The sequence below is a fragment of the Massilia sp. TS11 genome, from assembly GCF_022012445.1.
GTDB lineage: Bacteria > Pseudomonadota > Gammaproteobacteria > Burkholderiales > Burkholderiaceae_D > Telluria.
This window is the reverse complement of sequence record NZ_JAKLTS010000004.1, coordinates 46,779-70,220: the sequence shown is the minus strand read 5'-3', so window position 1 is coordinate 70,220 and position 23,442 is coordinate 46,779. Positions and strand designations below refer to the sequence as shown.

Below are 23,442 nucleotides of genomic sequence, written 5' to 3'. Positions count from 1 at the left end.
TCTCCGCGATCTCGCATCGCCGCAACCTGAGCAATGGCCCTTGCCCTACCAAAGAGATAGACATGGCCAAGAACCATCACGTCACACAACGGGAATACGTCCTGCAAGACCATGAAACCGTGGTCTCCAAAACGGACTTGCAGGGAAATATCACTTACGCCAACCGCGATTTCATGAAGATCAGCGGTTTCAGCGAAGACGAACTGGTCGGAGCGCCGCAGAACATCGTGCGCCACCCCGACATGCCGAAGGCGGCCTTTGCCGACTTCTGGAGCACGCTGCAGCGCGGCCACGCCTGGCATGGCCTGGTCAAGAACCGTTGCAAGAACGGCGACCACTACTGGGTCGAAGTCAATGCCGCGCCGCTGATCAAGAACGGCAAGATCAGCGGCTATACCTCGGTGCGCATCAAGCCGGACCGCGCCGCCGTCGAGGCGGCCGAGCGCGCCTATGCGGCGATCCGCAATGGCCACGGCGATCTGGGCGTCGACAATGGCGCCGTGGTCAAGCGCAGCGCCTGGGATGGCCTGCGCAAGCGCTTCGATTTCAATATCCACCAGACCTGCATGATCCTGAACGGCACGATGGCGGCCGGCTTTACGGCCGTGCTCGCCCTGAGCCCGCATCTCGGGCTGCGTCTGGTGGGTCTGGCCGGGATCGCCATCGCCGGCTTCAGCGCCTGGTGCGTGCACCAGCGCGCGCTGGCGCCGCTGGCCGAGACCTGTGCCGATCTGACGCGCCTGAGCGCCGGCGACCTGAGCGGCAAAATCCACGCCCACGGCAATACCGAAGTCAGCAGCCTGCGCCAGTCGCTGCGCGTGCTGCAGACGAATATGAAGCTGCTGATCGGCCAGATTCAGGAAGTCTCGGGCCTGGTCAAGGACGGCGCCGACCAGCTGGCCCATGGCCACCACGATCTGCAGGCGCGCACCGAGGCCCAGGCCTCGGCCCTGCAGCAGACGGCCGCCTCGATGGAAGAGATGACCAGTTCGGTGCGCGCGACTGCCGAGCACGCGGGCGAGTCCGAGCGTCTGGTGCAGGAGATGACCCGCCTGGCGGGCGAGGGCGGGGCGGTGATCGACAATGTGATCCAGACCATGGCCGCGATCGAAGCCAGTGCCGCCAAGATCGGCGACATCGTCGGCGTGATCGACGGCATCGCCTTCCAGACCAATCTGCTGGCCCTGAACGCCGCCGTCGAAGCGGCCCGTGCCGGCGAGGCCGGACGCGGTTTCGCCGTCGTCGCGCAGGAAGTGCGCGCACTGGCCCAGCGTTCGGCCACGGCCGCGCGCGAAATCACCGGCCTGATCGCCCAGTCCTCGCGTCATGTGCAGCAGGGCAGCGCCCAGGTCGACAAGGCCGGGGCCACGATTCACCGCATCTGCGACGCCGTGGCCGATGTGACCTCGCATGTGACCGATATCTCGACGGCCCTGCGCGAGCAGAGCATCGGGATCGAACAGGTCAATGATGCAGTGGCGAGCATGGATGAAGCCACCCAGTCGAATGCGGCCATGGTGGACGAGGCCGCCGCAGCGACGCGCAGCCTGACTCAGCAGGCTGCGACCTTGATGGAGCTGGTCGAATCCTTCCAGCTGTTGCAGAAACCGGCGGCGCCGGTCGCCCCCCAGGCGGGCTCGCGGCCGCGCCTGGCGGTGGCCAACGCTTAAGTGTCGTCGCGGTAGCGGCGCAGGCGGACGGCCCCGGCCAGCATGGCCAGGCCGGCCAGCGCGCCGCCCCAGGCCGCCGGCGTGGCCAGCGTGCGCCAGGCGTGTTGGGCGACCAGGCCCAGGCTCGGCCCCTGGTCGCGCACGACTTCGGCCATGCCCTGCATGGTCTCGTTGTCGTACAAGAACCAGATGCCCGGCACAAAGCCTGCGAGCGCGCGCAGGATGCCGCTGCGGATCACCAGATTGACGTCAAAGCCCAGACCGAGGCTGGCGTCCAGCATCTTCAGGGTGGCGATGGCCAGCAGCGGCAGGCCGACCGCCCACAGCAGGGCCTTGCTGCGCGCCCAGCTCGACACCAGCATCAGCCAGCCCAGGGTCGGCAGGGCCCAGATGATGAACACCGGCAGCATCGACAGCAGCTGCAGGGGCGCGATGTAGAGCGCCGGCGTGCTGAACACGCGGCCCGTGATGTTCACGCCGTGCATGGCCAGCGCCGTGCACACGATCGGCACCATCAGGAAGGCGCTGAGGGTGGCGGCGGCAAAGCTCAACACCGGCATCACCACCAGGGCCGACAGGGCCTTGGACAGCACGGTCATGCCATCCGACACCGGCAGCGATTTCCAGAACAGGATGCTGCGGTCGCGCCGTTCGTCATACAGGCAGGAGGCGGCGTAGAAGAACATGGCCAGGGCCATCATCAGGAACACCGGACCGGCCAGGGCCATATAGGCCACGCTCAGGATATCAGCCAGCTTGTCGGGCGGGGCGCCGCCCTCGGACATGTGGACCAGGGCGCCGCTGTGCTGGCCGCCGCTCATGCTTTTGTAGAGCAGGGTGCCGCCGGCCAGGCTCACCAGGGCGCCACCGACGATGGCCGGGGTCCAGAGGAAGGCCCCCTTGTGTTCCCAGAATTCGCGCTGCATCAGCCATTTCAGGGTATTCATGCGTAGCTTCCTTTCATCTTGGCCACGAACAGATCGGCCACACTTGGATTGCGGATCTCGCCCAGGGCGCTCAGCTGGGTGCGCGGCACGCCTTCGTACAGCAGCACGGTCTTGCCGAACACCGGACGCTGGTCGATCGGGCCGAGGGCGCTGGCGGCGGCCAGCTTGTCCGGATTGACGAGCAGCTCGGTGTAGCGCTCGCCCATTTCCTCCATGCTCGATTGCAGCACGATCTTGCCGTCGCGGATGAACATCAGGTCGGACAGGATGTGTTCCACTTCTTCCACCTGGTGGGTGGTGATGATGATGGTCTTGTCCTCGTCAAAATAGTCTTCCAGCAGGTTCTGGTAGAACTGCTTGCGGTAGAGGATGTCCAGGCCCAGCGTCGGTTCGTCGAGCACCAGCAGGCGCGCGTCGATGGCCATCACCAGGGCCAGGTGCAGCTGCACGATCATGCCCTTGGACATGGCCTTGACCTTGGTATCCGGATGCAGCTTGGTGCGCGCCAGATAGCGTTCGGCCTTGTCGCGCTTGAAACGCGGGTGCACGCCGGCCACGAAATCGACGGCGTCTTTCACCTTCAGCCACTTGGGCAGGATGGCCACGTCGGCGATGAAGCAGACATCGCGCATCAGGGCGTCGCGCTCGGTGCGCGGGTCCTTGCCCAGCACCTTGAGTTCGCCCTCGAAGGGGATCAGGCCGAGCGCGGCCTTGAGGGTGGTGGTCTTGCCCGAGCCGTTCGGCCCGATCAGGCCGACGATGCGGCCGGCCGGAATCTCGAAATCGATGTGGTCGACGGCCAGCTGCTTGCCATAGCGCTTGCTCAGACCTTTGGCGGAAATCACGGCAGTCATGCGCGTCCTCCCTGATGCAGCAGTTCCTCGACATTCAGGCCGAGGCGGCGGATGCGCTCGAGCATGGCCGGCCATTCCTCGCGCATGAAGCGCTCGCGTTCGCTGGCGAGCAGTTTTTCGCTCGCACCTTCGCTGACATACATGCCAATTCCCCTTCGTTTTTCAACTAATTCCTCATCGACCAGCTCCTGGTAGGCGCGCGATACCGTGATCGGGTTCAACTGGTATTCCGCTGCGACCTGGCGTACCGAAGGCAGGGCATCGCCGGCCTTCAGCACCCCGTCGAGCATCATCCCGATCACGCGCTCCTTGAGCTGGAGGTAGATGGGCGTCTGGTCGTTCCAGCCGATGGTCATCGCTCCTCCTGTGGTGGTGTAGCGTAGTGGTGTTGTAGTGAACTATAACACCATGGCGCACAAAGGCAAGCGGAATCGGATATGCACGTGCTCAGGGCAGGGGATGGGTGTGCAGCTGGCCGTCGGCCGTGAGCGCCAGAAAGCCGCCGCGCAGCGGGGGCGCGTCGCATTCCCAGTCGGGCAGCACATAGCGGCGCAGCGCGCCGAGCGTGTGCAGGGCCGGCTGATGGGTGTGGCCGTGGATCAGCACCGCGCAGCCGGTGCGGGCGAACAGGGCGGCGATGGCGTCCGGATTGACGTCGGTGAGCCGGTAGTCGGGGCCGGACTGGGCCGCTTTCGAGCCTTGGCGCAGACCGGCGATGATGTCCTTGCGCTGGGCCAGGGGCAGGGCCAGGAACTGGGCCTGCCAGGCCGGATCGCGCACCTGGGCGCGAAAGGCCATGTATTTGCTGTCGTCGGTGCATTCGGCGTCGCCATGCACGAGGGCGATGCGCAGGCCGGCCAGTTCCAGCACATGCGGCTCGCTCAGCAGCGTGAGGCCGGCGGCAGCGGCAAAGGCGGGACCGACGAGAAAATCGCGGTTGCCGGCGATCCAGTAGAGGCGGGTGCCGCTGTCGGCCAGGCGGCGCAGGGCGGCGACGATGCCGGCGGCAAAAGGATCGGCGAGGTCATCGTCGCCGGCCCAGTATTCGAAGATATCCCCCAACAGATAGACCGCCTCGGCCGCAGCTGCCGGCCCGGCCAGAAAGCGCAGAAAGGCTGCGCAGGTGGCCGGGTGCGACGGCTGCAGGTGCAGGTCGGAGAGAAACAGCGCGAGGGGGCGCGCCGCCTGCATCAGAGGACTTCGACCTTGGTGATGACGATGTCGGTCTTGGGCACGTCCTGGAACATGCCGCTGCGGCCGGTCGGCACGGCGCGGATCTTGTCGACCACGTCCTGGCCTTCGATCACTTTACCGAACACGGCATAGCCCCAGCCGTCCTGGCCCGGGTAGTCGAGGAAGCTGTTGTTCTTGACGTTGATGAAGAACTGGGCCGAGGCCGAGTGCGGCGCGCTGGTGCGGGCCATGGCCAGGGTGTAGGTCTCGTTCTTCAGGCCGTTCTTGGCTTCGTTTTCCACGGTCTGGTCGGTGGGCTTCTGCTTCATGCCCGGCTCGAAACCGCCGCCCTGGATCATGAAGCCATCGATCACGCGGTGGAAGATGGTGTTGGTGTAGTGGCCCTTGGCCACGTAGTCGAGGAAGTTGGCGACGGTTTTCGGAGCCTTGTCGGCGTCCAGTTCGACGACCATGTCGCCTTCGGTGGTGAAGATCTTAACGTTGGGCATTTTGTGTCCTGCTGAGGAATGAAAAAGGGCTTATTTTACCGTCTTGAGCACGGTGGTCGCCGTAATCGTGATCGGATTCACCGGCACATTGCGAAATTCGGCATTGATATCGTCGACCAGCACGGCCTTGATTTTGTCGACCACCTCCTGGCCTTTGACCACGCGCCCGAACACCGTGTAGCCGTGGCCGTCGGTGCCGGGGAAGTCGAGGCCGGGATTGTCGACCGTGTTGATGAAGAACTGAGAGGTGGCCGAGTTCGGGCTGGCCGAACGCGCCATGGCCAGCGTGTAGGCCTTGTTCTGCAGGCCGTTCTGGTCCTCGATCGGGATCGCCTTGCGCACGCCGGGCTTGGGTTTCAGGTCCTTGGTGTAGCCGCCGGTCTGGATCATGAAGTCCTTGATGACGCGGTGGAAGATGGTGTTCTTGTAGTAGCCGGCCTTGACGTATTTGAGGAAATTGTCGACCGTCTTCGGCGCCTTCTCGTCCTCGAGTTCGACCACGATGTCGCCCTGGGTCGTCTTGATGAGGACCTGCGGCAGTTCGCGCGCCGGCGCCTCGGGGGCGGGGGCAGGGGCCTCCTGGGCGAAGCTGCTGGCGGCAAACATCAGGGCGATCAGCGAAGCGCAGAATCGGCGAACGTGCATGGTGGTAATCCTCTCCTGGAAATTCGTGCCGCGCCAGCTTCAGGTGCTATACTTCGCGGCTTGACGTTCCATTCTATCAAAGAAGAACAAACCCGAGGACACCCCGATCCGGCACACTGGACCTGAGACGCGCCCCCTTGCAGGGCCTGGCGCGCCGGTCCTTTGTTTTGTCACTGATCCGCAGAATCCATGAGCAATTTGAAGATCTACAACACGCTCGCGCGTGAGAAACAGACGTTCGTTCCCATCGTGCCCGGCAAGGTCGGCATGTACGTCTGTGGCATGACGATCTATGACTACTGCCACATCGGACATGCACGCATGATGATGGCTTTCGACGTCATCTACCGCTGGCTGAAGGCCTCGGGGTACGAGGTCAAATACGTCCGCAATATCACCGACATCGACGACAAGATCATCAAGCGTGCCGTCGAGAATGGTGAGAGCATCGGCAGCCTGACGGCGCGCTTCACCCAGTACATGGATGAGGACACCGCCCAGCTCGGCATCCAGCCGCCGACCGATGTGCCGCGCGCCACCCAATACGTGCCGCAGATGCTGCAGCTGATCGAAACGCTCGAGTCCAAGGGCCTGGCCTATCAGGGCGCGGACGGAGATGTGAACTACGCCGTGCGCGGCTTCGACGGCTACGGCAAGCTGTCCGGCAAGTCGCTCGACGATCTGCGCGCCGGCGAGCGCGTCGACGTCAACACCGGCAAGCGCGATCCGCTCGACTTCGTGCTGTGGAAGGCCTCCAAGGCCAGCGAGCCCGAGGAAGTGAAATGGGCCTCGAAGTGGGGCAGCGGGCGGCCCGGCTGGCATATCGAGTGCTCGGCCATGTCGTGCGCGCTGCTGGGCGAGCATTTCGATATCCACGGCGGCGGCCAGGACCTGCAGTTCCCCCATCACGAGAACGAGATCGCTCAGTCGGAAGGGGCGAGCGGGCGCCAGATGGTCAATTACTGGGTGCACAATGGTTTTGTGCGCGTGGATAACGAGAAGATGTCCAAGTCCCTGGGCAATTTCTTCACGATCCGCGATGTGCTGAAGAAGTACGACGCCGAAGTCGTGCGCTTCTTCATCATGCGCGCCCACTACCGCAGCCCGCTCAATTACTCGGACGCCCATCTGGACGACGCCAAGACGGCACTGACGCGCCTGTACACGGCCCTGGCCGATGTGGACGCGCCGGCCGCGGCCGTCGACTGGAACGCGGCCTATGCGCGCCGCTTTGCCGAGGCCATGGACGACGACTTCAATACGCCGATCGCCCTGGCCGTGCTGTTTGATATGGCGACCGAGCTGAACAAGTCCAAGGACCCGGCCCTGGCCGCCCAGCTCAAGGCCCTGGCCGGCGTGCTCGGCCTGCTCGGACGGGCGCCCCAGGCCTTCCTGCGCGGCAGCGCCAGCGAGGGCGATGCCGCCATCGAGGCCCAGATCGCCGCCCGCCTGGCCGCCAAGCAGGCCAAGAACTGGGCCGAGTCCGACCGCATCCGCAAGGAATTGCAGGCGGCCGGCATCATCCTCGAAGACAAGCCGGACGGCACGACCAACTGGCGCCGCGCATAATGGTCATCAAACCGGCCGATCTTGGCACGCCCGTGGCCCGCGTGCCCGACTACTGGGAAGAGGCGAAAGCCGAACTCATGAAGCGCGACCGCATCATGAAGAAGCTGATCCCCCAGTTTGGCGACCTGTCCCTGGTCGGCCATACCGACCCCTTCTTGACGCTCGCGCGCTCGGTCGTCGGCCAGCAGATCTCGACCCAGTCGGCCGAGGCGGTCTGGGGCCGCGTGCTCGAGCTGTGCCCCAAGGTCGCACCGGCCCAGGTGCTCAAGGCCGGGCAGGAAAAGCTGATCGGCTGCGGCCTGTCCAAGCGCAAGGCCGACTATCTGCTCGACCTGGCCCAGCACTTCCGCGACAAGCTGGTGCACGTGGACAAATGGGCCGAGATGGACGACGAGGCGGTGATCGCCGAACTGGTGGCCATCCGCGGCATCGGCCGCTGGACAGCCGAGATGTTTTTGATATTTAATCTGCTCCGTCCAAATGTCTTGCCTTTGGACGATGCCGGCTTGATCCAGGGGATCAGCCGCAATTATTTCTCCGGCGAACCGGTCTCGCGCAGCGATGCACGCGAAGTATCGGCCAACTGGGAACCCTGGCGTACCGTGGCGACCTGGTATTTATGGCGTAGCCTGGACCCGGTTCCTGTAAAATAAGCACTTCGCCGGACCTGATAGGGAGAACCCATGAGCAAAACAAGTTTCCTCAGTTTCGAGCAGCCCATTGCCGAGCTGGATTCGAAAATTGAAGAACTGCGTTTCGTCCAGGACGATTCGGCTGTCGACATCTCCGAAGAGATCGACCGCCTGGCCAAGAAGAGCCAGCAACTGACCAAGGACATCTACGCCAAGCTCACGCCGTGGCAGGTGTCGCAGATCGCGCGCCACCCGCAGCGTCCGTACACGCTCGATTACGTGCGCGAAATTTTCACCGACTTCCACGAACTGCACGGCGACCGCAGCTATGCGGACGACCTGTCGATCGTCGGCGGTCTGGCCCGCTTCAATGGCCAGGCCTGCATGGTGATCGGCCACCAGAAGGGGCGCGACACCAAGGAACGCGCGGCCCGCAATTTCGGCATGCCCAAGCCCGAAGGCTATCGCAAGGCCATGCGCCTGATGAAGCTGGCTGAAAAATTCGGCATCCCCATTTTCACCTTTGTCGACACCCCGGGCGCATTCCCCGGCATCGACGCCGAGGAGCGCGGCCAGTCCGAAGCGATCGGCCACAATCTGTACGTGATGGCCGAGCTGAAAGTGCCGCTGATCGCCACCATCATTGGTGAAGGCGGCTCGGGCGGCGCGCTGGCCATTGCCGTCGGCGACGTCGTGATGATGCTGCAGTACGCCACCTATTCGGTGATTTCGCCTGAAGGCTGCGCCTCGATCCTCTGGAAGACGGCCGAGCGCGCCTCCGACGCGGCCGACGCCCTGGGCCTGACCGCCCACCGCCTGAAGGCCATGGGCCTGATCGACAAGATCATCAGCGAACCGCTGGGCGGCGCCCACCGCGATCCGAAACAGATGGCCGGCCTGCTCAAGCGTGCGCTGGCCGATTCGCTGCGCCAAGTTCAGGGCATGAAGACCAAGGACCTGCTGGCCGCCCGCCACGAAAAGCTGATGGGCTACGGTAAGTTCAAGGAAACCACGCCCAGCGAAGAGTGAGCCAGCCGGCTTCACTGACGCAGGCCTTTGCGCGCGCGCTCGACAGCGTGCGCGCCGAAACAGCGGCGGGGCAAGTCCTCGCCGTTGCCTTTTCCGGCGGCCTGGATTCCAGCGTGCTGCTGCACCTGGCGCGCGACTACGCCACCCGGCACGGCCTGCGCCTGCTGGCCCTGCACGTCCACCATGGTCTGAGCCCGAACGCCGACGCCTGGCTCACGCATTGCGCGGCCGAGTGTGCGGCCCTGCGCCTGCCGTTCGCGTCCAGCCGCGTGCAGCTGCAGCCGGACGGCACGGGCGTGGAAGCGGCCGCCCGCAAGGCGCGCTACGCCGCCCTGGGCGCCCTGTGCGTGCGCCACGGCGCCGACCTGCTGCTGACCGCCCACCACCAGGACGACCAGGCCGAGACCATTTTGTTGCAGCTGGCGCGCGGCAGCGGCATAGCCGGCCTGTGCGGGATGGACAGCCACCACCGCGCCCCCGGCCTGCTGGGCACCGATGCGGTGACGCTGGCCCGCCCGCTGCTGGACGTGGCGCGCGCCACGCTCGAACAATGGCAGCGCGAACACGCGATTGCCTACATCGACGACGAATCCAACGCCGACCCGCGCTACGCCCGCAATGCGCTGCGCCACCAGGTGCTGCCCGCCCTGGAAGCGGCCATGCCCGGCTTTGCCACACGCTTTGCCCGCGCCGCCACCCACGCGCGCGCCGCCCAGCGCATGTTGCAGGAACTGGCCGCGGCCGATTTGGCTGCCTGCTTGGTATCAGACGCGCTCGATCTGGAGAAGTTCCGTCAATTGAGCGAAGACCGTGCGAATAATCTGCTGCGCCACTGGTTTGCGCAGCGCGGCATCCGCATGCCCTCGACCAGCTGGCTGCAGGAAATGACGAGCCAATTGCTGCAGGCGCGTGCCGATGCCAATCTGTGCGTCAGCCATCCCGATTGCGAGATCCGGCGCTACCGCGGCCATCTGCATATCACGGCCCACCCGGCCCCGCTGCGCGGCGAGCGCGAAGCGGGCGAACCGCTGCGTTCGGGCCAGGCCTTCCGATGGCAGGGCGAGGCCGAACTGGCCTTTCCCGACTACGGCGGCGTGCTGCGCTTCGAGCCGGACGAGGCCGGCATCGATGCCGCCTGGCTGCGCGCCCAGGCCCTGGAAATCGACTTCCGGCGCGGCGGCGAGACGCTGAAGCTGGCCGCCAACCGGCCCACGCGCAGCCTCAAGCAGCACTATCAGGCGCTGGCCGTGCCCGCCTGGCAGCGCAGCCGCCTGCCCATCGTCTGGGCCGGGCGCCAGCTGTTGTTCGCCGCCGGCGTCGGCATGGACGCGCGTCAGCTGGGGCAGGGCGGGGCGCCACGCGTGCGTCTGGTTTGGCAATAGTTGTTCAGAATACCCCCGTCTTTTGGCATGACCATATGCCTAAAACGTATGATTTAATGCATTCTGTGTCTTGTTATTTTGCATTGCAGCATGTAGAGTAGTCTTCCTTTGATCATTTTTTGAGCGGGAAGTTTTTCAGAGTATGGCTTTAATCGTCCACAAGTACGGCGGTACGTCGATGGGCTCGACGGAACGCATCAAGAACGTCGCCAAGCGCGTCGCCAAATGGCATGACGCTGGGCATCAAGTGGTGGTGGTCCCCTCGGCCATGTCCGGCGAAACCAATCGTCTGATTGGGCTGGCCAAGGAAATGATGGAATACCCGGATCCGCGCGAACTGGACATGATTGCCTCGACTGGCGAGCAGGTGTCGGTCGGCCTGCTGGCCCTCGGTCTGATGTCGCTCGGTAAAAAGGCCGTGTCCTACGCCGGCTGGCAGGTCGGCATCAAGACCGACTCCGCCTTCACCAAGGCGCGCATCCAGTCGATCGACGATTCGCGCATCAAGGCCGACCTGAACGAAGGCAAGATCGTGATCATCACCGGCTTCCAGGGGGTGGACGAGGACGACAACATCGCCACGCTGGGCCGCGGCGGTTCGGACACCTCGGCCGTGGCGATTGCTGCCGCCATCAAGGCCGACGAGTGCCTGATTTACACCGACGTGGACGGGGTCTACACGACCGACCCGCGCGTGGTGTCGGACGCGCGCCGTCTGAAAACCATCACCTTTGAAGAAATGCTGGAGCTGGCCTCGCAGGGTTCGAAAGTGCTGCAGAGCCGTTCGGTCGAATTCGCCGGCAACTACCGCGTGCCGACCCGCGTGCTGTCCTCGCTGACCGACCCGCTGATGCCGCTCGCAGAAGAAGCCCAATCGGGCACCCTGATTTCGTTTGAGGAAGACAACATGGAACAAGCAGTCATCTCCGGTATCGCGTTCCTGCGCGATGAGGCCAAAATCACCGTGCTGGGCGTGCCCGACAAGCCGGGCGTGGCCTTCCACATCCTGGGACCGATCGCCGAAGCCAACATCGAAGTCGACATGATCATCCAGAACCAGTCGGTGGCCGGCAAGACCGATTTCACCTTCACGGTCTCGCGCAATGACTACCACAAGGCCATGGGCGTGCTGGAGCAGATCAAGGGCAATATCGGCGCCGAAGAAATCATTGGCGACACCAAGGTGTCGAAGGTGTCGGTGGTGGGCGTGGGCATGCGCAGCCATGTCGGCATCGCCGCCAAGATGTTCGAGACCCTGGCCAAGGAAGGCATCAACATCCTGATGATCTCGACCTCGGAAATCAAGATCACGGTCCTGATCGATGAGAAATACATGGAGCTGGCCGTGCGTGCCCTCCACAAAGCCTTTGAACTGGACAAGGAATAAGGGTTTTTCGAGAAAATTCCCTTGGTCGCCTTGACCAATACACCTGTAGCCGCTATCATCGCGGCTCTTGTTTGCGAAGGCTGACAAGAATCGTTGACTAGTGCAACGAGGAGACGTGGCCGAGTGGCCGAAGGCACCTCCCTGCTAAGGAGGCATACGGGCAAAACCTGTATCGTGGGTTCGAATCCCACCGTCTCCGCCAGAAATAAGTAAAGAAGCCGCCCTTGAGGCGGCTTTTTTATTTCCTGCGCTAACATCAAACGGCAGGCGCCTCAGTAGCATCGAAGGGGAGCCAGGCTCCCGCACAATCCAATCCCTCCCTGCAGCCCACGCGAGCAGTGCCGCGCGACGATTTGGCAAACGCAGATGTTTGCCGGACCTTCAAAATTGAATTTATGCAAGGTGTGTTTGCCGTTTCGGATTAGGGTGTGCTAAATTGAGATATCGTCTTGATATTGTTGGCTTATTTTTCATCTCGGGCCGCCCCAATTATGAAAACGTCGGAAAAAATTGCACCTGTTAGGGTGCCTACTTCTCGTTAGAGTTCCAGTCATGTTCGGACGAATTCGGAATTGGATTGTTGGAGAACATAGCTGGCGCGCTGATCACGAGGCGACGTGGGGTCCGGCGACGGCGCTAGATGCTAATGGTTCAACACCATTTCAGAAGGAGTGCTCCGCCGCGCTCGGGGTCGCAATTTCAGGTCTAGTGTTTGAGAAATCCGGACGAGAAGAGTCGTACCTGTTAGGGAGAATTCCGCATACTGAGGCCGATGTATATGTCTACCTAAGCGGCGCCAATATTCATGCACGCGGTTACGACTTTATCGCTGAGGAATGGGACTACAGAACGCCAGCTGATTTAGTTGCCGCCGTTGTAAGTGAAGCTCAAAAAGCGAGCTTTTCTCTAACCACAAATTCAACACGGACGCGCTGAAGCGCGCCGGTTAATCAGCACGTTAGGCTTCAATATGGTTGGCCCTTCGAATTTCGACATCGACGCATCTCGTATTCTTGAGGAACGCGTTTCGTCCTTAAGAACTCTGACCTATGAGCGAGCCATTGGATTTCCTGAGACTTCGGAGGAAGAGACGATTGTTGTGGCTGGAAAGCGCTGCAAATTGATTGTCTTTCGTCAGCCCGGACCTGAAGAGCTTACCGATTCAATTCTCATCACAGTTCTGCTCTCAAGGAGCGGTCTTCTGGGCATCACCCAATACCACACAGAACGCGGCCTATTATTTTCGCCAGCAAACCCAGTGCGCGAAGCGACGGACATGGAGCTTTTGCAAAATGGCGGCTAACGGTCCTAACTTGTCAATCAACCCGGACTCGCTGACGCGCGCCGGTTACCTCAACGTTAGGCCCGGCTCTGAAAATGATTTTTTCTTCCACCACTTCGCTTAGCGCCCTAGCTGTTGGCAACGCGGCGAGCTTGGCTGCGCTCGGCACTCAGGCCGGTGGTTATTCGAAGTTCAGCGGCGAGCTTGAATCGGAGCGGTTCGCACGCGCACGTGTGGTCGCTCGCGCGGGCACTGATGTGGCGGCTCGTTCGGGGCAAGTTCTTGGGCCGTGTCTAACATTTCATTCAACCGGACGCGCTGAAGCGCGCCGGTTACTTCAACGTTGGGCACTTGAGGAATGAACGATCTGGCTCCATTGCACCTAGCTATCCTTTTCGGCGTTTTTTACTTCGCGGTGCTTTTCGTGAATGTGTTTCTGAATCGACGTGAATTTGAACGATTCCCTGAAAAGGGAAAGCGTTATGAAGCGCTTCCTTTCGTTTATAAGCTCATCTGTCGGCTTGTTGTTCTGCCGATGTTTGCTGCGACAATTCTTGTGCCTTGGGCCTTCTTCTTTGCAATCCTTAGCTTCTTTCTTCTTGAATCAGCATGTGTTCGGTGGTATCGCAGGGCAGGACTCTACTAATGGCAATAAGAACTTTATCGCCCAACCTCCTATTCCAGCGGACGCCTAGCGGCGCCGCTGAACCCGCACGTTAGGCCCGGCTCTGAAAATGATTTTTTCTTCCACCACTTCGCTTAGCGCCCTAGCTGTTGGCAACGCGGCGAGCTTGGCTGCGCTCGGCACTCAGGCCGGTGGTTATTCGAAGTTCAGCGGCGAGCTTGAATCGGAGCGGTTCGCACGCGCACGTGTGGTCGCTCGCGCGGGCACTGATGTGGCGGCTCGTTCGGGGCAAGTTCTTGGGCCGTGTCTAACATTTCATTCAACCGGACGCGCTGAAGCGCGCCGGTTACTTCAACGTTATGCCTGAAAGAACCTGGATATGTGGCCCTTCAAAAAACACCTCCCAATAGAAACGCTCGACGATGATAATCACAAGTGGTCGATCGTCGAAGCGAAGGGAAACGGCGGTCCGATGATTGTTCGTTTCAACGAAACGGCAAAGTCATGGGCTAGGCATCCGGCACTTGATATCCGTGTTGGCTTTGCCGTCCCTTTTAAGGCGCCTAATCCGGATGGGCAACCTGTGCCCGAAGAAGATCAGGGGCTCTCCCTCATCGAAGACTCGATTCTTTCCCATGTCCGAAAATTGGGGCCCTCGGTTCAAGTCCTAGCCATTACAACCGGGACTTTTAAGGAATTCGTTTTCTACGTTGGTAACGCCGCGGGCATTGCCGATGTCCACAAACAAATCGTGTCTGATGTAACTTCACATGAAGTTCAATGTGTAGCAGAGCGTGATCCAAAGTGGAGCGTCTATGACGCTTTTGCGAAATCCGCATAACAATTACGTCAACCGGACCGCTACATCGCTGCGCGCTGTAGCGGTCCGGCGGTCCGGTTACACCACACGTTAGAAATCGGATGCCGAAGCTAAAACTGAAACGCTGGGCCTATGTTGTCGCGGTGGTTGCCGCCTCCGCATTGGCGGGCTACGCCTTCGAAACGCGCCTACCTATGGCCGTGCTATTCGCACTCTCTTTGCCGGTCCTTACTTTCCCGCTCGGCATAATCGGCGCGCTGGTTGTCTGGCCGCTCATTTATTTTGGTATTGCTACTCCCGCTGAGGCCCAATTTGTCGCTACTCCATTTTTCGTTGCCGCAGGCGTGCTTCAATGGTTTTACCTCCTTCCGCGGGTGTCTGGCTCTAACCGCCCAGTCAACCCAGACGCGCCGACGCGCGCCGGTTACTGAACTACGTTAACCCTCAACCTCCCACATTGGCAGCAAAACCACATGGCAACTGAAAAGACTGTGTTCGACGACTGGCTGAAGGACAACCTTTGGAGAGACTTGCTTTTCAGAGCTGCGTTTTGGGTCGTTATTGCGTCACTCGGGGCCTACTATTCGCTCGCCATTGATGCGCAGTCGGCGAATGACTACTTGAAGCGGCAGTCGAACTCAGTCTTTCGTTTGGCGAACATCATCGGGACAACAGCGATCTTTTTAGGGCTTGTTGCGATGATGTTTAAAGATCTAGAGCAGCTCTCTCCGAAGCTATGGGGTCGAGCGTCCACCTTGGGGAAAGTAGGTGGCGTATTTCGACGACTCGCAGGCGACATGACTCTCTGGACTCTCGGGGCGCTGGTGTCCACGCTATTTGTTGTCGGGATTGTTGGTTTTCGCTCTACTGGTTCGTGGGGGGGATGGGCATTGTTCACGTTTCTGTATCTGCTGCTTGCCGCCATGTGCTTCATAGTCGCGATGCTCAACGTCTACGTTCGTCGGGCTGAGCCGCTACTTGCTACCAAGTTTAAAAATGTACGTTGTGTGCTAACTGCTTATGTGCTCATGATACTTGGATGCCCACTGTATCTGCACTTGGCGCCGTGAGGGCTGACCTTTCGCTCGAGCCGACTCGCGTCGGCAAGCCGTTGCTCGCGGCTCAGCTTCAACGTTAGGGATCATGAAGAATTTCATAAGCAGAGCGCTTCTGCTGGCGGCAATTGCAGGCCCAATTGTTCTGTTCTTATTGCTCATGCCGCAAGTGCACATCTTCATTGCAGCAGCCGTTTCCGTTGCCATTGGCTGGACATTGAATGTTGCTTGGGCGCGTGCAACTCAAGATCAGAGTAATCGATCAATTGCCGTACGCTTCGGCTGGGCGTGTCCGACCCTGCTAGTTCTCGTCACATGGATAATTCGGCATTTCACCGCGTGAGCCCTAACAAAGCATTCAAGGTGAGCTTAATTCAGACCTTGCTCTATTAAGGACGCATCTTTCCTTGAGCCGCTTTTGGCGATGGCAGTATTGCGCAGGCTCCGGCTGCTCAGGGGCAATTTGCCGATCAGCTTTAGCCACCGGGACGGAAATCGGGCACGCCTGCCAATTCGCCAGAGCAGATGCCATTGATGTGATCTTCAGGATAATCAAATGTCTTTTCAAATCGCTGACTACGAACTCATGGGTAACAAAGGGGGCGGTGAGGATTTTCCAGTCCGAGTCGCACTCTTTAAACCGCAACCCAGTGAAAAGATCGCGTCGGCCTGGTCGTGTACCGTCACCGTCGCCCCTTTGTGGGAGCAGGCCTTCGAGATTTATGGCGAAGGCTCACTTCAGGCACTCTGCTTAGCCGCAAAGCATGCGATCCAGCTGCTCAACGCGTTTGTCGAACAGGGCGGCGTCTTGAAGTACCGCGATGGTGAGGTGTTTGACCCCGCGACTTTCGGGTTCGAACTGCTTCCTGTGGAGAAGGCGCGTAATTGAAAGTGGCACGCTGCGGAGCCAATGCCGCTTCCGGAATGCATGGGGTACGGTTTCAGGGTTCCGAGTCGTAGGTCCTTTTGTACAGGGCAGGGTACATGCGCCGGAAATGCCGGACGTCGTGCTCGAGTGAGGCAATTTGCTGATTCTTGCCACGATTGACGTTGGCCAGGTGCTGCGCCTTCTTACCTTTCGCACTGCCGCGGAACTTGCTCCGCTTGATCTGTTTGATTTGGCTGAATACCGGTCGCAGCTCGTTTTCATAGGCGCCCGCTGCGGTGGATGCGGGCTGGCCGCGGTCGGTATCGTAATCGTGCGCCAGATCGATGGGACCGTTGTAATTCGTCCCGTGCGCTAGGACCTGAATGCGGACGGCGGCGCTGTCGATGTTGTAGGCGCGGTTGAACCAGGTCCCCCAGTTCTGGTATAGCAGGCGGAAGGACAGGGATTTGGTCTGTCCATGCATGTCGAGCGCATAGAAGCGTGAATTCACTTTGAGTGCCATGCCCATTTCGCGCACGGGCACGAAGCGCGCCCCTTCGGCCGCAAATTTGGCGATCGCGTCAAAGCCCTCGTGGTTGGCGGCATTGGTCTGGCCGGCCGCGATGCCGCCAATCTGTGCGCCAACATCGTGATGTTCATCGACACTGTGCGCGGGTGAGAACGCATAGTGCGCGGGATCGGCGGGGATGTTGCCGGCGACGCCCGCGAAGGCCAGCGGCGAGGCCGTGATATGCCCGGTGACGCCGCGCGGGCCGATCTGAATCCGCGTGATGTAGCTGAGTGCCGAATTGGAGAAATTGGTGTCGATCTCCCACGGTGCCCCGTGCAGCGCCTGTGGAATCCGGAGGCGGACGATAAACGGGTCGACCAGGCCGATCTCGGCGCGGTTGCGCAGGGTGTTGCGTTGATTGAGCAGCACCAGGCGTTCGTTGACGGCGGCGGGCCGATTGGCCGCATCGAAGTTGTACGCGTGGGCGGCATCCAGCTCCGCCCAGTTGGTGAGCAGCGTGTTGTAAGCGTCGCGCTGTGCGTTGTTGGCCCAGTTCGCTCCACCCGGAGGATCGGCCAGCCCGCCGGCCTTGTCGAGAAAGTGCAGGGCGCCCCCGATGAAGGCGGGCGCGATGGCGGCGATTTGTCCGATATAGGCATTGAAGACACCGAGCTGGTCGGGCGCTTGCGCCAGGAGGCGCTCATAGATGATGCCGTGGGTCAGGCCGTAACCGCCCGGAATGTTGTAGAGAGCGCCGTCGGCGCCGGCGGCATAGGCGCCCAGCTGGCCGGCCTGCTGAGCTGTGCGGCGCTGGACAATACCAGGCCCGCTGGGCGCTTGTGCCGGCCTGGGCGCCCCGGGCGCCACCTTGCGCTGCAGCGCTTGCTGACCCATCTGGTCGGCCTCGCGTTCGAGGCCCGGATCGACATTCACGGCCATGCCATGCATGCGGGTATCGGCCCGCACTCGGCCGCGCGCTTGCTGAACCACATGCCAGGCTTCGTGCGGCAAATGCTTTTCCTGTCCCGGCGCCAGATGGATGTCGTGCCCCTGCGCAAAGGCGTGCGCCTGCAACTGGGCCGGACGCGATGAGTTGTAGTGGACGCGCACATGATCGAGGCGCATGCCGGACAGCGACTCCATGCTGGCCTGTAAAGCGGGCGGCAGGCCACCGCCGCGTGTGCCTGCGCCTTGCACGGCCTGGCGCTGCGCGCTCATGCGCGGGCTGTCCTGGATGGCGGCGTTCAGCGCGCTGAGCTGACTGACGCGCGGGCTGTGCTTGAGGTCGGCCGCGACGCCATCGGTGATCTGGCTCGGCGCGCCGTGGACCGGGCTTTGGTGGCTGGGCCCGCTGTCCGGGTGCGCTGACGTCTTTTCCTGCAGTGTGGCCTTCATCGTATCCTCCCGCTGCCGAACTAATTGCCCACGATCCTCACGCTCTCAACGAGCAACTGCAAGAGCAGACGCGAGGCGTCGTTGACGCCGACGCCGAGGCTGAAGTCGCCCTGGGCTTCCGCCTTTACGCCGATATAGCCGCCCAGGCCGCCCTCGTGGATCGAGGCGGCCGGATAGTTCGAACTCGACCCTTGCATCTCGACCATGGCGCGATTGGCGCCCCGCCCGGCGCGCGCCACAGCCAGATAGGCGGGGGTGAACATGATGTCGTGGGCGCCCGGCTTCAGGGTGAATTCGACCATCGCGTTCTTCTTCGGCCGGTAGTAGTATTCGGCCTGATCACGGTCGCCCATGTGGTTTCGAACGGGCATGATGCCGATGCCATTCTTCTCGTCGGCGGCTAGTCCGTGGAAGACGCCGGCCTTGGCGCCCCCTTTGGCGATCAAGGCCTCGGTATTGGTCTTCTTGTGCTTGAACCAGTCCATGATGCCCTGGGCTTCCTCGTAGCTCATGGAGCGATAGAGCTTGAGCTGCTCCTTCGATTTGCTGCCGGCCTTCTTCAGATCGTTCAGCAGAGCAGGGCCAACAACGGTCAGGATATCTTCCAGCCGCCGCGGCGCCCCTTTGGCAGAGCCGCCTTTTTCCCAATAGTCATGCGCCTCGATGGCCTGGACCGCGCTGGCGCCTTTGGCTTGCTGCAAGCGGTCGACCCAGTGTTTTTCGGTCAGGCGGTTCTGTACATCGGCCCCTTTGTTGGCCTGCTGAAAGCTGTCGGCGCCATGGATGTGGTTGTAGGCCTCGATCGCGATGGCCATCGCCTCACGCAGTTCTCGGTAAGCGGCAATCGTCTCGTCGGCGTCCCAGGCCTTGGCGCGCGCATCGAGGTAGGCGCGCTTGACGCCATCGAGCTTGTACTGGCCGATCCCGCCCGGCATCTTGGCGAGGATGCCGAATTCGTGATCGATGGCGCCGGCATCGGCGCGTTTGATGGTGTTCAGCTCGTCGGATTTGGCCTCGGCCGCCTGGCGCCGCTCGCCGACCAGCTTCTGGGTCTTGGGGCCGGCGCGTCCGAGATTGCCGAACAAGATCATCTCTTGCAGGTTGTGGTCGATTTCCGCGTCGCTCATGTCGGCAGCCACGCGCCTGCGCATATGCTCGATCTGCGTCGCCATGTTGCGCGGCTGGCGGCCGCGGTTGCGGACTACCAGCAGCGATTCGAACAGGCAATCGCCATGGGGCGCTGTGCGTACCCAGCCGGTCTGCTGGCCGACGGCCATGCCATTGTTCACGCCAGACACGGCCTCGTAGTGATTGCCAAGATGGACGATAGCCCAGGTGCCGACACGCGCGTGGTTGCGGCCCAGAACCTCCACCTGCACGAAGTGGCCGTCGACGATGATGAATACCGGCACCTGCATGTTCATGCGGTTGGCCAGGTGGCTGCCTTCGCCCAGGCTGGCATAGGTGCCCTGAGCCCGGATCTCGTTGCGGTAGTCGGTGCGGTGCTGGGCTGTGATGTTCAGGTCGTACACGGGCTGGTCGGCGGCCGCACCGCCGCCCCCGCTGGCGGCGCGCAGTTCGCGGTCCAGGTGCACGGCTGTATCGCGCAGCAAGCCGGCCTCGGGCGCCTTGGGATTGGCGCTGACATAGGCTTGCACGTGGCGCAAAGACTCGGCGATGTGGGCCGCCGCTTCGTGCTCGCTCTTGCTGAACTTGGACGGGTCGGGCTGCTGCTTCTTCAGCGCTTCAATCGCCTCGGACAGCTTGAGCAGTTCGTCCATGCGCGGCGCGGCCGGCGCCGGCCCTTTGCCTTTTTTGTCCTTGGCGGCCAGCGCCTCGCGCTCCTGGCTGATCTGCTTGACCAGATCCTGCTTGCCGCTTGCATGCAGCTCCAGCAGCAGGACCTGGAGCGCTGCATCGTCGAGCGTTGCGGTGTCCTGGGCCTGCGCCAGTTCGTCCTTGCGTGCCAGACGGTAGCTGCCGTCTTTGACGATGTGGATGCATTGGACCACGGCGGCGCCGGCGGCGGCTGTCCGCAGCGGCTGGGCTGGCGTGTGCAGGGCGCCCGGTTTGTCAGCCTGGTCGTGCCCATCCATCGCCAGGCTCGAGCGCGCCGCCACCCCTTGTTTCGGTACGGTGGACAAACCGCCTTGGGCTTGGACCACGCTGCGCAGCGCGCGCATCCGGGTCTGCCGAGGGCTATCCTGCACGGCTGCGCGCAGGGCTTGCTGCGCCCCGCTGCGCGCGCGCCCGTCGGCCAGCTGTACCGGGAGCGCGTGGCTGGCTGCTTCGGTATCGGTGCTGGACGGAGGGCGGGGGTGGCGAGTGCGGCGCATGGTCGATTGGTCTGTGCATCGCGATGCTAAAACGCGGGCTGCGCCTTGTGCCATTCGCCTATCAACTCTGCTAGGTTTCGCTTTGTCTACATTGAAAAATGCACATCGCCTGACCTAGACTCAGCAAACGAGAGCATTATTGACCTTCATCATTTGACTGGCGCTGCCGGTCCTGGCGACTGAAGCGGCACCTGCCGCGCCAGTCATTCGGCATGTTTTCACAGGGGAGAGCGGAGCGATAATGGGATTACCAACCACGCCGGGCGTATATATCAACGAAATTGACGGCTTTTCCAGCTCCGTCGTCGCCGTGCAAACGGCGGTTCCCGTGTTCATCGGCTACACGGAATACGCACAGAACGGCAATCAAAACCTGACTAATGTGCCGATGCCGATTTCCTCGATGGCGGAGTTTCAGATGTATTTCGCCGATCCGAGCAAATCGACCAATGGCGCGCCGCAGCCGCAATTTACCTATGTGAGCAAGTCGACCGCGACGCCGCCCTACCAGGCGCCGGCCAGCTCGCCGCGCTTCAATCTGTACTATGGCATGCAGATGTTCTTCAATAATGGCGGCGGCAACTGCTACATCCTGTCGATTGGCAGCTATGCCAACGCGATCGCCAATCCGCCCTCGGCCGAGGATTACGCCCAGGTGTTTTCCGTGCTGGAGCAATTCGCCGAGCCGACCATGCTGGTGATGCCCGATGCCATGCTGCTGGACGCGGCCGACTGGGTGCAGATCTCGCAAGAAGCGCTCATGCACTGCAATAAGATGCAGAGCCGGATCACCATCTTCGACGTGCAGAACGGCTACTACCCGCCGAATATGACGAGCACCGATCCGATCCAGGGCGCCGATGGCAAGTCGGGCTTCTACGCGCTCAATGGCCTGGGTGAAGATTTCAACAAGTACGGGGCCGCCTATTACCCGTGGATCAACACGAATGTCGTGTCGAAGAACCAGGTCGACTTCACCTGGTTCACCGATGCCAGCCTCGGCCAGCTGCAGAGCGATCTGCAGGCCGAAGCCCCGACCCTGTTCACCGACCAGAACAAGCTGCAGGCCTATAACCTGATCCTGAATGGGGTGGCGCCGGGACAGACACCGACCGCCGTCAAGAGCACGCACCAGACGGTGTACAACGTCTCGCCCCTGTACCAGCAGACGATCAATAATCTGCTGACGAGCGTGAACCTGATGCCGCCGGCCGCCGCCATGGCCGGTGTCTACACGCGCATCGACAACACCTTCGGCGTGTTCCAGGCGCCGGCCAACACGACGATCATCAATGCCGTGTCGCCGGCCGTGACCCTGTCCGACAGCCAGCAGGGCGCGTTGAATGTGCCCCTCAACGGCCTGGCCGTGAACGCCATCCGCACCTTCCCCAATTACGGCCTGCTGGTCTGGGGCGCGCGTACGATGGCCGGCAACAGCGACGACTGGCGCTACATCAGCGTGCGCCGCACCATGATCATGCTCGAGCAGTCGATCAAGTACGCGATGCAGTCCTACGTGTTCCAGGCGAACGACAGCGTGACCTGGGTGGCCGTGGCGGCGACGATCAACAACTTCCTGAACCTGCAATGGAAGGCCGGCGCCCTGGTCGGCTCCAAGCCGGCCGAGGCCTATTCGGTGGCGGTCGGCCTGGGCCAGACCATGACCGGCCAGGACATCCTCGACGGCGTGATGAATGTGGTGGTCAAGGTGGCGGTGGTGCGCCCGGCCGAATTCATCGTGCTGACCTTCCAGCAGCAGATGCAGACTTCGTGATCGACTAAGGAGAATCAAGCATGGCAGGTGAAACCCAAGATCCGAAGATCTGGCCGCTACCGAAGTTCCAGTTCTCGGTGACCATGAACGGCCAGACCGTCTCGTTCCAGGAGGTGTCCGGCCTGGACATCGAGGCCCAGGTGATCGAATACCGGGCCGGCGACTCGACCAACTGGTCGACCGTCAAAATGCCGGGCATCCGCAAGTTCGGCAATGTGACCCTGAAAAAGGGCATCTTCGTGCACGACAACCGTTTCTGGGCCTGGTTTGACACCATCAAGATGAACACGGTGCCGCGCACGCCGATGACGATCGCCTTGCTCGATCAGACCGGCAACACGACCATGGTCTGGACCCTGGCCAATGCCTGGCCGACCAAGATCACCGGCACCGATCTGAAGGCGGACGGCAACGAAGTGGCGGTCGAGACGATCGAAGTCGCGCACGAAGGCCTGACCATTGCCAACCCCTAAGCCAGGCAGGCGGCGATGAGCGATTACTACCCCCCGGTCAGTTTCTACTTCACGGTCCAGCTGATCGGGCTGGGTACGGACGGCGATTCGAGCTTCCTCGAAGTGCAGGGCCTGACGGCCGAGCGCGACGTGTTCGAACTGAAGGAGGGCGGCGAGAACAGTTTCGTCCATCGCCTGCCCGGGCGCGCCAAGTACGGCAACCTGATCCTCAAGCGCGGGGTCCTGCTGCCCACCTCGGGCCTGGCCAACTGGTGCAAGGGGATCCTGGAGTCGAATCTGGATGCCCCAATCGTCCCCAACGACCTGAGCCTGTCCCTGCTGAACGCCAGCGGCTCGCCCGTGATGTCCTGGCATTTCACGAACGCCTGGCCGGTCAAGTGGACGGTATCGGACATGAGCGCGGAAAAGAACGCGATCGCGATCGAGACGCTGGAACTGGCCTATGCCTATTTCATCAAGGCGCCGGGCGCGGTCCCGCCGCTGCCGGCCGGCTGAAAGGAGAAGCG

At 61.9% G+C, this 23,442-nt stretch carries 23 protein-coding genes and 1 tRNA gene; 16 read left to right on the top strand and 8 right to left on the bottom strand.

What is annotated here, in order from left to right; translation table 11 throughout:
- Nucleotides 1-62 precede the first annotated feature (62 nt).
- Nucleotides 63-1,670, top strand: a complete 1,608-nt coding sequence (locus tag LZ005_RS07485; RefSeq protein ID WP_269106559.1) for a methyl-accepting chemotaxis protein — start codon at nt 63-65, stop codon at nt 1,668-1,670.
- On the opposite strand, the gene LZ005_RS07480 is transcribed toward LZ005_RS07485, so the two are convergent.
- The 6 genes from LZ005_RS07480 to LZ005_RS07455 all read right to left on the bottom strand — a co-directional run bounded on the left by LZ005_RS07480 (nt 1,667) and on the right by LZ005_RS07455 (nt 5,798).
- Nucleotides 1,667-2,617 (bottom strand): hypothetical protein, encoded by a 951-nt coding sequence (locus LZ005_RS07480; protein WP_237806268.1) that lies wholly within the window; start codon nt 2,615-2,617, stop codon nt 1,667-1,669. The genes LZ005_RS07485 and LZ005_RS07480 overlap by 4 nt on opposite strands.
- Nucleotides 2,614-3,471, bottom strand: coding sequence for an ABC transporter ATP-binding protein (locus tag LZ005_RS07475; protein ID WP_237806266.1), 858 nt, complete (start codon nt 3,469-3,471; stop codon nt 2,614-2,616). Before LZ005_RS07475 ends, LZ005_RS07480 begins: the two co-directional genes overlap by 4 nt.
- Nucleotides 3,468-3,827, bottom strand: a complete 360-nt coding sequence (locus LZ005_RS07470) for a GntR family transcriptional regulator (RefSeq protein WP_237806264.1) — start codon at nt 3,825-3,827, stop codon at nt 3,468-3,470. Before LZ005_RS07470 ends, LZ005_RS07475 begins: the two co-directional genes overlap by 4 nt.
- 91 nt (nt 3,828-3,918) lie before the next feature.
- Nucleotides 3,919-4,662: a UDP-2,3-diacylglucosamine diphosphatase gene (locus tag LZ005_RS07465; protein ID WP_237806263.1), complete on the bottom strand. Its 744-nt coding sequence runs from the start codon at nt 4,660-4,662 to the stop codon at nt 3,919-3,921.
- Nucleotides 4,662-5,153 (bottom strand): peptidylprolyl isomerase, encoded by a 492-nt coding sequence (locus LZ005_RS07460; RefSeq protein WP_237806261.1) that lies wholly within the window; start codon nt 5,151-5,153, stop codon nt 4,662-4,664. Before LZ005_RS07460 ends, LZ005_RS07465 begins: the two co-directional genes overlap by 1 nt.
- Nucleotides 5,154-5,183: 30 nt before the next feature.
- Nucleotides 5,184-5,798, bottom strand: coding sequence for a peptidylprolyl isomerase (locus tag LZ005_RS07455; protein ID WP_269106557.1), 615 nt, complete (start codon nt 5,796-5,798; stop codon nt 5,184-5,186).
- Nucleotides 5,799-5,987: 189 nt separating this feature from the next.
- On the opposite strand from LZ005_RS07455, the gene cysS reads away from it, so the two are divergent.
- From cysS to LZ005_RS07395, 12 genes are all read left to right on the top strand, one after another.
- Nucleotides 5,988-7,367 carry a cysteine--tRNA ligase gene (gene cysS / locus LZ005_RS07450; protein ID WP_237806259.1) on the top strand — a complete coding sequence of 460 codons (1,380 nt, stop codon included), beginning with the start codon at nt 5,988-5,990 and terminating at the stop codon, nt 7,365-7,367.
- The gene (locus LZ005_RS07445) at nt 7,367-8,020 is read left to right on the top strand and encodes a DNA-3-methyladenine glycosylase (protein ID WP_237806257.1); all 654 of its coding nucleotides are present in this window, start codon (nt 7,367-7,369) and stop codon (nt 8,018-8,020) included. The genes cysS and LZ005_RS07445 overlap by 1 nt, the downstream gene beginning before the upstream one ends.
- 30 nt (nt 8,021-8,050) lie before the next feature.
- Nucleotides 8,051-9,028, top strand: coding sequence for an acetyl-CoA carboxylase carboxyltransferase subunit alpha (locus LZ005_RS07440; RefSeq protein WP_237806255.1), 978 nt, complete (start codon nt 8,051-8,053; stop codon nt 9,026-9,028).
- Nucleotides 9,025-10,410, top strand: coding sequence for a tRNA lysidine(34) synthetase TilS (tilS, locus tag LZ005_RS07435; RefSeq protein ID WP_237806253.1), 1,386 nt, complete (start codon nt 9,025-9,027; stop codon nt 10,408-10,410). Before LZ005_RS07440 ends, tilS begins: the two co-directional genes overlap by 4 nt.
- A gap of 142 nt (nt 10,411-10,552) precedes the next feature.
- Nucleotides 10,553-11,797 (top strand): aspartate kinase, encoded by a 1,245-nt coding sequence (locus tag LZ005_RS07430; RefSeq protein ID WP_237806251.1) that lies wholly within the window; start codon nt 10,553-10,555, stop codon nt 11,795-11,797.
- 109 nt (nt 11,798-11,906) lie between these two features.
- Nucleotides 11,907-11,999 (top strand) — tRNA-Ser (locus LZ005_RS07425).
- A gap of 768 nt (nt 12,000-12,767) precedes the next feature.
- The gene (locus LZ005_RS07420) at nt 12,768-13,100 is read left to right on the top strand and encodes a hypothetical protein (protein ID WP_237806249.1); all 333 of its coding nucleotides are present in this window, start codon (nt 12,768-12,770) and stop codon (nt 13,098-13,100) included.
- A 983-nt stretch (nt 13,101-14,083) separates the two neighbouring features.
- Nucleotides 14,084-14,545 carry a DUF695 domain-containing protein gene (locus LZ005_RS07415; protein ID WP_237806247.1) on the top strand — a complete coding sequence of 154 codons (462 nt, stop codon included), beginning with the start codon at nt 14,084-14,086 and terminating at the stop codon, nt 14,543-14,545.
- An 80-nt stretch (nt 14,546-14,625) separates the two neighbouring features.
- On the top strand, nt 14,626-14,955 hold the full coding sequence (locus LZ005_RS07410) for a hypothetical protein (RefSeq protein ID WP_237806245.1): 330 nt from the start codon (nt 14,626-14,628) through the stop codon (nt 14,953-14,955).
- Nucleotides 14,956-14,997: 42 nt separating this feature from the next.
- Entirely contained in the window at nt 14,998-15,594 is a 597-nt protein-coding gene (locus tag LZ005_RS07405; protein ID WP_237806243.1) for a hypothetical protein, read from the top strand.
- A gap of 73 nt (nt 15,595-15,667) precedes the next feature.
- Nucleotides 15,668-15,922, top strand: coding sequence for a hypothetical protein (locus tag LZ005_RS07400; protein WP_237806241.1), 255 nt, complete (start codon nt 15,668-15,670; stop codon nt 15,920-15,922).
- 213 nt (nt 15,923-16,135) lie between these two features.
- On the top strand, nt 16,136-16,468 hold the full coding sequence (locus tag LZ005_RS07395) for a hypothetical protein (protein WP_237806239.1): 333 nt from the start codon (nt 16,136-16,138) through the stop codon (nt 16,466-16,468).
- A 52-nt stretch (nt 16,469-16,520) separates the two neighbouring features.
- On the opposite strand, the gene LZ005_RS07390 is transcribed toward LZ005_RS07395, so the two are convergent.
- Entirely contained in the window at nt 16,521-18,353 is a 1,833-nt protein-coding gene (locus tag LZ005_RS07390) for a DUF4157 domain-containing protein (RefSeq protein WP_237806228.1), read from the bottom strand.
- Nucleotides 18,354-18,373: 20 nt separating this feature from the next.
- On the bottom strand, nt 18,374-20,689 hold the full coding sequence (locus tag LZ005_RS07385) for a hypothetical protein (protein ID WP_237806226.1): 2,316 nt from the start codon (nt 20,687-20,689) through the stop codon (nt 18,374-18,376).
- Nucleotides 20,690-20,930: 241 nt separating this feature from the next.
- Between LZ005_RS07385 and LZ005_RS07380 the strand changes: the two genes are divergently transcribed.
- From LZ005_RS07380 to LZ005_RS07370, 3 genes are read left to right on the top strand one after another with little or no spacing between them, the layout of a single operon-like run.
- Complete coding sequence (locus LZ005_RS07380) at nt 20,931-22,463, top strand: phage tail sheath C-terminal domain-containing protein (RefSeq protein ID WP_237806224.1); 1,533 nt, start codon at nt 20,931-20,933, stop codon at nt 22,461-22,463.
- A 20-nt stretch (nt 22,464-22,483) separates the two neighbouring features.
- A complete protein-coding gene (locus tag LZ005_RS07375; protein ID WP_237806222.1) occupies nt 22,484-22,936 on the top strand; it encodes a phage tail protein in 453 nt (150 codons plus the stop codon).
- A 15-nt stretch (nt 22,937-22,951) separates the two neighbouring features.
- Nucleotides 22,952-23,431, top strand: coding sequence for a phage tail protein (locus tag LZ005_RS07370; protein WP_237806220.1), 480 nt, complete (start codon nt 22,952-22,954; stop codon nt 23,429-23,431).
- Nucleotides 23,432-23,442 lie beyond the last annotated feature (11 nt).